The 9,934-nt window shown below is 60.0% G+C and carries 17 protein-coding genes; 3 read left to right on the plus strand and 14 right to left on the minus strand.

The features are described 5' to 3' along the window. Positions 1-74: 74 nt before the first annotated feature. The 12 genes from CEY09_RS30970 to CEY09_RS31030 all read right to left on the minus strand — a co-directional run bounded on the left by CEY09_RS30970 (position 75) and on the right by CEY09_RS31030 (position 7,508). On the minus strand, positions 75-1,475 hold the full coding sequence (locus tag CEY09_RS30970) for a PBSX family phage terminase large subunit (protein WP_088591564.1): 1,401 nt from the start codon (positions 1,473-1,475) through the stop codon (positions 75-77). Then, the gene (locus CEY09_RS30975; protein WP_088591565.1) at positions 1,444-1,995 is read right to left on the minus strand and encodes a helix-turn-helix domain-containing protein; all 552 of its coding nucleotides are present in this window, start codon (positions 1,993-1,995) and stop codon (positions 1,444-1,446) included. Before CEY09_RS30975 ends, CEY09_RS30970 begins: the two co-directional genes overlap by 32 nt. A gap of 829 nt (positions 1,996-2,824) precedes the next feature. Beyond that, the gene (locus CEY09_RS30985) at positions 2,825-3,559 is read right to left on the minus strand and encodes a hypothetical protein (protein WP_088591567.1); all 735 of its coding nucleotides are present in this window, start codon (positions 3,557-3,559) and stop codon (positions 2,825-2,827) included. Further along, entirely contained in the window at positions 3,556-3,912 is a 357-nt protein-coding gene (locus CEY09_RS30990) for a hypothetical protein (protein ID WP_088591568.1), read from the minus strand. Before CEY09_RS30990 ends, CEY09_RS30985 begins: the two co-directional genes overlap by 4 nt. Then, positions 3,905-4,108, minus strand: a complete 204-nt coding sequence (locus CEY09_RS30995) for a hypothetical protein (protein WP_234818444.1) — start codon at positions 4,106-4,108, stop codon at positions 3,905-3,907. Before CEY09_RS30995 ends, CEY09_RS30990 begins: the two co-directional genes overlap by 8 nt. Continuing rightward, positions 4,108-4,449: a PDDEXK family nuclease gene (locus CEY09_RS31000; protein ID WP_088591569.1), complete on the minus strand. Its 342-nt coding sequence runs from the start codon at positions 4,447-4,449 to the stop codon at positions 4,108-4,110. The genes CEY09_RS30995 and CEY09_RS31000 overlap by 1 nt, the downstream gene beginning before the upstream one ends. Then, positions 4,446-4,694, minus strand: coding sequence for a hypothetical protein (locus CEY09_RS31005; protein WP_143219595.1), 249 nt, complete (start codon positions 4,692-4,694; stop codon positions 4,446-4,448). The genes CEY09_RS31000 and CEY09_RS31005 overlap by 4 nt, the downstream gene beginning before the upstream one ends. A gap of 122 nt (positions 4,695-4,816) precedes the next feature. Next, complete coding sequence (locus CEY09_RS31010; protein ID WP_088591571.1) at positions 4,817-5,512, minus strand: hypothetical protein; 696 nt, start codon at positions 5,510-5,512, stop codon at positions 4,817-4,819. Beyond that, complete coding sequence (locus CEY09_RS31015) at positions 5,487-6,320, minus strand: YdaU family protein (RefSeq protein WP_088591572.1); 834 nt, start codon at positions 6,318-6,320, stop codon at positions 5,487-5,489. The genes CEY09_RS31010 and CEY09_RS31015 overlap by 26 nt, the downstream gene beginning before the upstream one ends. Continuing rightward, on the minus strand, positions 6,317-6,676 hold the full coding sequence (locus CEY09_RS31020; protein ID WP_088591573.1) for a Ref family recombination enhancement nuclease: 360 nt from the start codon (positions 6,674-6,676) through the stop codon (positions 6,317-6,319). The genes CEY09_RS31015 and CEY09_RS31020 overlap by 4 nt, the downstream gene beginning before the upstream one ends. Beyond that, positions 6,673-7,194 (minus strand): DUF1367 family protein, encoded by a 522-nt coding sequence (locus CEY09_RS31025; RefSeq protein WP_088591574.1) that lies wholly within the window; start codon positions 7,192-7,194, stop codon positions 6,673-6,675. Before CEY09_RS31025 ends, CEY09_RS31020 begins: the two co-directional genes overlap by 4 nt. A gap of 2 nt (positions 7,195-7,196) precedes the next feature. Further along, positions 7,197-7,508, minus strand: a complete 312-nt coding sequence (locus tag CEY09_RS31030) for a CII family transcriptional regulator (RefSeq protein ID WP_088591575.1) — start codon at positions 7,506-7,508, stop codon at positions 7,197-7,199. 38 nt (positions 7,509-7,546) lie between these two features. Between CEY09_RS31030 and CEY09_RS32350 the strand changes: the two genes are divergently transcribed. After that, positions 7,547-7,711, plus strand: a complete 165-nt coding sequence (locus CEY09_RS32350; protein WP_088591584.1) for a hypothetical protein — start codon at positions 7,547-7,549, stop codon at positions 7,709-7,711. Between the two features lie 2 nt (positions 7,712-7,713). On the opposite strand, the gene CEY09_RS31040 is transcribed toward CEY09_RS32350, so the two are convergent. After that, positions 7,714-7,953 carry a helix-turn-helix domain-containing protein gene (locus CEY09_RS31040; protein WP_143219596.1) on the minus strand — a complete coding sequence of 80 codons (240 nt, stop codon included), beginning with the start codon at positions 7,951-7,953 and terminating at the stop codon, positions 7,714-7,716. Between the two features lie 30 nt (positions 7,954-7,983). Between CEY09_RS31040 and CEY09_RS31045 the strand changes: the two genes are divergently transcribed. Together CEY09_RS31045 and CEY09_RS32105 are read left to right on the plus strand one after the other, a co-directional pair. Then, positions 7,984-8,670, plus strand: coding sequence for a LexA family transcriptional regulator (locus tag CEY09_RS31045; RefSeq protein WP_088591577.1), 687 nt, complete (start codon positions 7,984-7,986; stop codon positions 8,668-8,670). Further along, positions 8,667-9,317: a hypothetical protein gene (locus CEY09_RS32105; RefSeq protein WP_143219597.1), complete on the plus strand. Its 651-nt coding sequence runs from the start codon at positions 8,667-8,669 to the stop codon at positions 9,315-9,317. The genes CEY09_RS31045 and CEY09_RS32105 overlap by 4 nt, the downstream gene beginning before the upstream one ends. A gap of 153 nt (positions 9,318-9,470) precedes the next feature. Here CEY09_RS32105 and CEY09_RS32430 read toward each other — a convergent pair. After that, on the minus strand, positions 9,471-9,934 hold a 464-nt coding region (locus CEY09_RS32430; protein ID WP_208625088.1), incomplete at its 5' end, for a hypothetical protein.

The raw sequence follows: 9,934 nt of genomic DNA on the forward strand, positions 1-9,934 counted from the left end.
AGGCTCGCGGCGCGCGGCCGGGGCCGGCGCAGGTGCCGCTGGGGCATTCCTGCGCAGGATCCAGTCGAGTAATTTCATGCGCGCCTCATGGCTTCGGGGTTGATCTTCATGGGTGCTTGGCCGGGCGCGAACGCCATGATGAAGCCGTCCGCCAAGTTGGGCGACGGCACGGGCCCGCCCTCCCGGGTCGGTTTTGCCAGGTCTTTCTTGCTCTCCACCTTCACCCGGCCCGCCTGGTCGTAATCACGCTTGGGCGTGCACAACTCGTCTATCAGCTTGCTCAGGTGGGGTATGTTGCTGTCGATAAAGATCATCTGATCCGGCGTGTACTTCTCGCCCTTGCGCACCGCGTTGAACGTGTTGCGCAGGCGATCTGCCACGCCCCACCAAGCTTGAGCCTTGATGTTGGCGAACATGTCCTTGTTCTTGGTCCCGGGCATGTACTGCGCCTCGGGTTGAAACACCGCGGCGCCGGCATTGAACTTGGAGTGATGGACGATTCCACGCCCTGCGCCATTCAGCTCATTGAACTTGGCACCAGAGCCAGCGCCCACCCCGATCGAGTCGTATGTCACGCTGGCCTGACGCTCACGCGCAGCCTCATAGACGCGCGTGCAGGACTTCAGCAGCTCGTCTTCGCCTGCCTTCCACTCATCAGCCCAAGACGCCAGGGGGCCGTGGGCATAGATCGCTGCACACTTATCAGCGCCGCTGTCTGCTACGTCAAACCCGATGCGCTTACGGCCAGTAGGCTCGATGCCCAGCGCCAGATGCGCGTCGATCGCAGCCATGACCCAAGAGCGCTTGATAATGACGCTGTCGTCGTTGTCCTTGGGGACACCGCGATAGATATGCTGGTACTCGTCCTCGTCTTCAGCCTTAGCCGCCTCGATCACGGCGAGCATGGTTTCGCTAAGAAACGGGTTCTCGTCGTAGTTGATCAGGCGCACCACCGTGTTCGGCGGCGGGTTCGTTACGAACCTTTTGTAGGCGAAGTCCGTGGCCAAGCGCGGGTTGAAGATCACCCAGACCTGCGACCCCGATTTGCGGATGGTCGCCTCAAGGATCTTCCACTGCGCTTCGGTCAGGTTGTGCGCTTCCTCGATCCAGAGTATGTCAATGCTCTCCAGCGACTTGATTTCGTCAATGGAGCGCCACAGACCGTAGAACAGGAACTCGCTGCGCGTCTTGCGGCCGATGATCTTGTTGTCCAAGATCCGGAACTGAGGATTCAGCCCGAACCGCTCGATCTGCATCTTCAGCAGCGTGTAGACCGATTCCTCAATCTTGTTCTGGAACTGCCGGACGCACAGGATGCGCAGTCGGTAGTTGCTCGCCAGGAACGTAGCAAAGCCCGCCGCATCCCATGACTTGGACGACGCCCGTCCGCCGTACAGAACCCGATTGCGCGCCGGCATGAGCCAGAAATCACGCAGAGCCGGATTAAGTGTCGGCCTCGACAGCAGAGCGTCCATAGAAATGTTCCAACCCCGCGGGCACTTCGTTCTGGCCCCGGTTGGCCTCGTCCACTGCGTCCTTGTTGGCGCGCAGCAGGTTCACGGCAATCTCGCTTGAATCGTTCGCTACTCGTGTCAGGGCTGCGATACCCTTCAGCGTTTCGACGCTTCCACCGTCTAGCGGCGCGGCGTCGTCAATCTCGGCAACCTTGCCGTGGGCAATACCCAACAGGCGGTGCGATGTGGCGGCACCGTATCTTGCCGCGCTGGCCAAGTGCTCGGATATCGCCTTCAGGTCATCTGCAAGTGAACGGGCGGCTATCTGTTCAGAAACGTTCAGATTCGCCATCGCGCGGTCTGCCGCAACCAATTGATTCGCAACAGATTTAATCGTTTCTGTGCGTTTAGAAAACCGCGTAGAAATGGCGCCCTTACTCACCCCGAACTCACGGGCCAGCGCAGACGTGGATTCCCCGGCCAGCAGGCGCTTACCGATCGTCTCCCACTGCGCATCCGTCAGCTTTGAGGGCCGCCCCATATTCGACTCGCCTTAACGCGCAACCCGCGCTCAATCGTCCGAGCCATCTGCTCGGGGTCTGGCTCAAGCCCCACTGTGTCAGCGAACAGACGCACGCCAGCGATGTACCAGCGCACCCACCACGCGACCTTCAACGTCAGGTGAACGGTGATCTGAGCCATGTAAATTCCAAGGTGCGTCCATCCGACTGCCCGCCGTGGCGAGCTGGGCGCCGCGGTTCTCGTCATGCTGGCCGCCGGCGACAAGACCGGAAGAAAGATCCCGCGCATTTGCCCCTGCGCGGGCGCCAGGCCTGCTCAGGCGACTCATGGGGGTACTTGTAGGTTGTGGGGCCCACCCCTTGGCGCGCGTGAGTGCCCGCTGGTTGGACCGATAGGGGCTTAACGGGCGGCGCCGGTCGGAGCCAGCGATACGGGGCTATCCCCGAGTGCAGCGTTGGCCATTGGCGCGCTGCTGGCTGGTCGATTGCGGCGGCTGTTCCCACAGAGCAGGGGCCGGAGCATGACGTTTGCCAGCCGGTGCCCATGCGGCCCGGCGGACGGTTCTCTCTGGCCCCTGCTCTCTGGAAACGGGCATGAAAAAGCCCCACAACGATTGCTCGTGTGGGGCAGTGACAGTGGTTGGATTCGAACCAACTAAGGCCGAGTGAGTTCACCCCGGCCTATACCTTGTGTGCAACAAGCGTCCCTGCTGCATTCACCGTCAAAACTATTATGCAACAAAAAGCCCCGGCTCAGTGTCGGGGCTTCATATCTTCAGGGCGCAAGAGCCCGGCGCTAGTATCCCACAATGTGTGGCGCTTTTAGGAATGTCCGTGTCCCACTTTTCCTCACTGCGCCCTCAATTCGAAAGGGATGCCTAGCTTGAGCATGGCTTGCACCTGCTCGTAGGTGTATTGAGGAGGAGGCCGATTCGCTACCTCTTCAGCCATGGCAAGCAATTCCGCCCGGCGCCGAGACGTCAGACTGGCAATGTCCGCTTCCTTTTTGGCCGACCCCACGTAATCGGCCATGTTGCCCCGGATTGTTGTCAGGTAGATGTTGCCGACCGCATACGGGCCAGTGTCTCCGTACCGGCCCATGCAGAGATCGTTGGGGCCGCTGCCACGCAGGTGATAGTGGCGTTGCCAGAATTCCCACCATTCGGCGAAAGTGAGCTCGAAGCCGATGCCGCGGCCAGCGGATCGGGTCTTCTGCTTCATGAACGCGTAGTAAGGATCAGGAAGCTTCTGGCTCTTGGCATGGGTGCGAATTCGCGCAAGGGCTTCAGGACTCAGGTCGCCGAGCACGCTGGCGATACGATCCTCGCCGGGCGCATCGTCCGGGATTGCATAGCTTTTCAGCCGGTAGGTTGCATAGCCGCCGCGCTCATGGATGGGCGCGATGCGCACTAGGCTGCCGCCATTCTCCATCGCCTCCAGTACGCGCGAGACAGCCTTCCGCGCCGCCTCTCTATCCTGTCGATTCTTGTTGTCGCCAAGGATGTAATTGACGATCTCCATCATCCTGAAGTCTCGCTTGGGGTAAGTCCCCAGCAACTCAAGAACCTCGGTAGCGTATTTCATCGAATCTTCCTCTCAACTTCATTTCGGAATAGGCCGAGATAAATCCGGTATTCAGCGTCTGTCAGCGTCACGCCTGTCATCTCTGCAATCCACTCCCGTGCCGCCTTACGCCGGTCTTTCGTGCCCATGCCGTCGAACCTCACGCCCTTCTGAGGGTATTCAGCGATCACTACCATGCGCTCATGCCATGGCAGCGCGGCGTGCATCGCCTCCACTAGCAGGGCATGGTCGTAGTTGATCGGGCGAGGGTCGACGTCTTCGGCATGGTGGACGACCATGTTGCCCACCGTGCAGCCGGACCACGTCCAACGCGCCCAGTTCCAAAGCAAGTCATCGCCCGTCAGGCTACTCATCGGCCACCTCGTACCGGTTGCACTTGGTGCCGTAGGGCTTGCCCTTCAGACACCGCGTGATCGTGTCGCCGATGAAAGGCGTCTCGATGGTCTTTGCGTGGGCGCAGCCCTTGCACGACCGATTGAGTGCGGCCTGCTGGCGGCTCATCACCACCTGCATCGGGTCGCGGAACTCCCATTTGCGTAGGTCTTCCATCAGAATTCCTCCACGGCCCAACCGCCGCCGTCCTTCTTGGCGCGGGCCTTAACGGCAATGAACTTGAACGGGTACATGTCCGCGGCGATCTTGATCTTGGCGCGCGCGTCGTCCTGCCAGAAGCCTTTGACCTCATGGAGCTCGATCTGGCCGTCGGGAACCATCACCGCGAAGTCGGGCGTGTAGAACGTGTTGTCAGCGAGGCGGAATTTCATCCCCTCGAACTTGTGCCAGAGGATGCCGCCCACCGCCTGGAGCTGGCCCAGGTAGTCGGCGTAGGCTTGCTCGGTCTTATTGAGCTGGCCGGCCTTCAGACGGCCCAGTGCAAAGGCGCGGTTCATGCGGACACCTGTGCGCGAAGGACTCGGAAGGGATCGGCCGCACTCGGATTCCAGCCGGCGCGCAGCGTCCGGATCAATTCATCCGTCATAGCTAGGGCGCGTTTGCGCTCATACGCGTTCATCATGGGCTCAGTCTTCTCCGGCGCCTCCACATCCGACCAGCGATAGATGGCTGCGCGGCCGGATCCGACGCCCTTACGCTCGCCAGTGCGTTCGACATATCCACGACACAGAAGGCGACGCATAGTCTTATCCGCAACTCGCTGATCGACGCCGATCAGTTCCGCCACTTCCCGGATTGTGTGAGGCCCGTTAACGCGCAAGCAGTTGACTACGGCTACCCCGTGATGATCCTGTCCTGCAAATCTCATGATTGCTCTCCCCTTGCCTTAGCAAGCATCGCCGCGATGGTGGGCGTAGGTTGTTCGCCCTTGGCAATGCGTTCGCCCCATGCCTTAACCCAACGCCGGGGATCTCTCCCGGTCTGGTCCAGCGCCTTGTCGGCGCCCATCCTCTTCAACGCGGCAGCCGCCTCTTCCTTGGTCGCCAATGTCTGTCCCGGTGCCGGCAGCGCCGTCCGCGGCTCGGGGATCGGGTGCCACTCTCCTTTTCCGATTTCCTCCGACAACGTCTTCTCCCAGCGGGCCTTGATCTGGCCGTAGGTGCTGCCCAGCAAGTCCACGGTGCTGACCCCGATCGCAGCCCAGTACACGGCAGGGTGCGACCACGAACCCATCTGCCCACGCTGCCGGGCCGTCATCCCGTGCACAGCCTCGTGGTAAGCGACTTCGGGCGCCATCCACGGCCGGCACAGCTTCAGGAACTCGGGCAACGTCGGCGGCCAGTCACGCTGCTTGCAGGCTTGCAATCCCACGGCGATCTCGTCCCCCGAGAACCCGGCCAAGTCTTCAGCCCAGACAGCGTGTACTGCCTCTTCCGGCACGCCGCCCCACATTTGGGGGAGCTTCGAGCCGTACATCGCGGTCAGCCGCTGGAACAGCTTTTTGATCCAAGGCGTCGGCAGCGCCTGAGGTGCTTCAAACCGGTTGGCCAGTGCTTGCATCGAAAGTCCCCATGTCTCGCATTTCGGGTTGCGGATCGCTCCACAGCTTTTCCATCCACTTCGCATTCGTCTGCGTGATCGTCGACGGGGAGGCTCGGGCTTGAGCCCGTGGAGGGAATAGCCCCTGGTAGCCGCCGGCGATGCTGTTGGCAATCACGTCGCTCGGCTGATGCCCTTCGGCCAGGTAGGCAGCCAGCTGCTGCAGCTGACGCTTTGCGCCCTCCTCCGTGACCGGCTTCTTGCGGTCCTTCCGGTCGGCAACCCAGCTTTGCCAGTCTTCGCGGTCAAGCCAGTCCGGCAACTCGATCGCGGCGGCATCGAATCCATTCCCCCGCTTGCGGGGGGTAGGGGGGTGTTCTTTTGTTTCTTGGTTATTGGTTCTTGGTTCTTGGTTAGCTTTCGATCCGGTTTCCCCTGGGTTAGGGTTCGATTCGATTTCGGAACCTACGGAAAACCGGCTGGGTTTATCTGGGTTTCCGCCTTCCTTTCTCGGGCGCCCTCCCCGCTTCCCGTTGGCTTTCGCGGTATCGGCTTTGACGTGATATGCGGCAATCTCTGCATCCGCGCGCTTGTTGTGCCAGTACCCATTGGCCAGGGTGAAGAACTCGCCCAGCACCAATTTCACGGCCTCGCGCTCTTCTTCAGAGCGCGCCCCAACCCATCGGCAGACTTGCTGCATGTCATCCACAATGGGTTGTTCTTCCGCGTAGTAGCGGCGCAGCAGGCGGCTGTAGATAGCGTCCTCAACCAAACTCAAGTGCATCGTGGCCTGGGCGTAATCGCCGATGTTGTGGCTGTAGTAGTTCATGCGTGCTCCAGCATCCCGACAGCACGTAGGGCGCCGTCAGGGACTTCCAAGCCTTGGGACTGCAGTTGTTCAATGCACCAGACCAGCAGATCGCGCTGGCGGCCGTATCGGGCCTCGAAGCGAGCCTTCCAGGGATGCACGGCAATTCGGCCTGGCGCGCCGGTCCCATCCTGGTGGTTGCCGGCAGACAGCGGCAGAACCAGCCAATGCGCATCGGGCTTCGTGCGGCCGTCGATGTGGTGGATGGAGCAGTGGCCGTCAAAGAAGCCATCCATGCGGGATGCCACACAGCCAATGTTCGTGACCAGCAGATCCCAGAATCGCTTCTGTTCCGCGGAGGGGTTACGGCCTTTCATTCGCCGAATCCTTGCAAGACGAGCTCCAGCATTTCGCTGGCGCGCGCGGCCGGCAGATGCGGCCACATAGTTTTCTGGGCATGCGCCGTGCGCAGGAAGGCAACAGCGTCGGCATGAAATTCCTCCATGTCGGCCTGCTCCAGCTTTGCGTAGCTGATCGACCGCGGCACAGGAATCACGCCGCCCTTGGGGCCCGGATACCAGTCGACGAAGCCGCAGCCGATCTTGAGCCAGTCCCTGAACGCGTTGAATTCCTCGAAGCGCTCCTGGGCTTCGAACAGGACGGTCTCCATCTTCATGTGCTTCCGGTGGTACCAGCCCAGGCGCTCTTTGTGCGTGGTGATCGACAGCATCTCGCCGGGCTCGAGCCGGACAATCTGGTTCCACAGCCGGCGCCATTGCTTGCGCCCGTGCTCACCCAGGCCGTCGACCATGCCGAAGATCATTCGGCGTGCGGCTTCCTTTTCCTGCTCTGAGGCTTGGACAGGTTGCTGACGAACCAGGGTGATATCGGCCATGGTTACGCCTCGTCCTCGTTCTCGACTTCGGCCAGCAGCCAGTTGGCCGCCCAGCGCTTGAGAACCTTCTGATCGTTGGGCGTCGTCACCACTGAATTCTTGGGGGATACCTGCAAGCCCACAGCAGCCAGCAATAAGCAGTACTGAATCAAGGCCTCTTTTTGTCGGCTCAAAGTGCTGGGATCAACGCCCATCAATTCGGCTGCACGGACCTGCGTGACATGTGCAAGACGGCGCAAGATCTCAGATTCAATCCGTGCAGCGTTCTTGCGGGTGATTTCCTGCCGCTCGGCAGATACTGGTTGCGTGCTCATTGAGTACATCCTTATGAACAAAGAACGAGGTGTGTTTCGTGACCGAAACGGAAAAGTTGTTGATCAGTGCCCAGGACTTGGCCCGCCGCGTGTTTGAGGCACCCAGCGAAAAAGCCGTCATGGATTTGTTTCAGGAGCTGTGCGCCGAGCGTGACCGCATGGCGTGGGCGACCGACGGCCGCGAATCGGCGACGGTGCATTGATGTCATGCCGCCCTCGCCTCTTCACCTGCCAATTCGGGCCACACCTTTGCCCACTGCTTACACAAAAGGCGCTTGGATATGCCAGAGGCTGATTCCAGCGCATGCGCATACTCAGCAGGCACATTCCCCGACCGCTCCCATTGCTGGACCGTCTGGTAGTTGTTGGCGCCGGTCTTCCTGGCTGTAGCCACCGGGCCGCCGGCGTTGGCGATGGCTTGAGCGATGTGGGGGTTCTTGTCCATGACGCCCACTCTATACAAGAAAAACTAGCAATGCAAGAAATTCCTGCAATGACACAAGCCTTTCTTGTGGGTAATCTCGCGCGCATGCCGACGATCCACAAACGAATCAAAGACCTCAGGGAGAAGCTCGGGCTTTCCATGGAGCAGCTTGCCGACCGCGTGTCGGTTTCTTGGCAGACCATTCAGCAATGGGAGAACGGGAAAACCGCTCCCAAGCGCGCAAGGCTGGACGCTGTCGCAAAGGCCCTAAACACAACTCCCGAGTACCTCGCTGTCGGCCCAGCCACTGACCCCGACACGGATGAATTCATCCCGATTAGACGTCTGGATGTGCGCTTGTCCGCCGGTCACGGAGAAATCGTGCTATCTGAAGATGAGATGAGCCGACTTTCGTTTCGAGCTGATTTCTTGAGGGCGGCCGGCGCAACTCCAGAGCAAACTGTGTCGGTGTCCGTAAAAGGCGACAGCATGGAGCCGTTGATTCCAGATGGCGCTACTATCCTGGTGAACCGGGGCGCTACGTCCATAATTAACGGGAAGGTTTACGCGTTCCGGGTTGATGGGGAGCTGTTGGTAAAGCGCCTCTATAAAGGAAATGGCGGATTCATTGCCCGGTCTGAAAACCCGGCTGGAGGCTATACGGATCTACACCTAAATTTCGATGACCCTCAGATCGAAATTATTGGCCGCGCTTTTTGGATGGGGTGCAAACTTTGAAGATCGTCTCCGCATTGTTCCTTTGGAGCGCTGCCGGCGCAGCCCTGGCGGGCAGCGTGAACTGCGATACGCGCCAAACAATGGTGGATAAGCTCGTCTGCTCATCTCCGAAACTAATGCAGATGGATGCGGCCTATGCGGACGCATATGTCGCAGCTCGTGCGGCCGCTCCCGATCAAAAAGCATTCCTGAGAGATGCTGGCGAATCCTTAGGCTGGCGCCAAAAGAATTGCACAGATACGCAATGTCTGGAGTCGTGGTTTGAGCGCGCCACCCTCGCGTATGACGGCCAAGTGAACAGCCTTCGTGCGTCGCGCTCGAATGCATCTAGCGCGGCGCCACGGGCAATTAAGAATGCGCCCTTATACGGGGATTCCAATCCTGCGCTAGGAAGCTGTTTCGTTCTGCGCGGAACTGCCGCTGGCGTTGCGACCTGGCGAGATAACTCGGTACCTCAGGATCGCGCGACCCAAAACGTCTTGATCGCGCTAAGCAAATTCGGCTGGAATACTAGTGCAGTCGAGGCCTGGACCGCTTTCGTTACGGATACCTATCGGTCTAGCATTACCAGTGCGGATATAGAACACAGGCTCGCCAATCTGTGCGACCGATACCAAAGCCTTAAGGTGGAGATTCCTCTCCCTTAGGGAGCATCCTGCCTCAGCAGCGCCGCCTTCGGGCGGTTTTTTTTCGCCCACTGACGGCGCCACCCCCATGCTGCGCCGCCCATCAATGCGAGCCGTTACAACTTTCTATGCTAGTTTTTCTTGCATGCTAGTTTTTCTTGTGGCACATTACACCTATGCGCTGAACGAAGCGCGAAGCAGTACAGAAGAACCGCTCTTTAACAACCGATGTGCAAAACGTTCCGCACCCGCCGAGAGGCGATGCGACCGGGGAAATCGCGGATGCCCTGAACAGAAAGATGCCGAAAACCGCTCGTGCAGGTGGCTGAACAGACTAAGGCCGGCCAGGCGCAGAACCTGGCAGCACAGAGCGCGATCCAGTTGGACGCCAAGAATCGACCGATGGCGCGTAATCGTGTTGATGACCACCGGGAGTAGTCCGGGAACCATGACCGCCCTGGCCTTCGGGTTTAACGGAGGCGGCATGCAGGGCAGCGCCCTACCTGGAGCCGCATTAGCGGGAACAGCCAGGTAGCGCGCTGCTCCGGAATTCATCCGCCAGCCCGTTCCTAGAGCGGGCTTACGAATGAACAAGGAGAGAGAAATGGCCAACATCAAGTACTTCAGCGACGTGACTG

The sequence above is a fragment of the Achromobacter marplatensis genome (assembly GCF_002209535.1).
Classification (GTDB): Bacteria; Pseudomonadota; Gammaproteobacteria; order Burkholderiales; family Burkholderiaceae_B; genus Achromobacter; species Achromobacter marplatensis.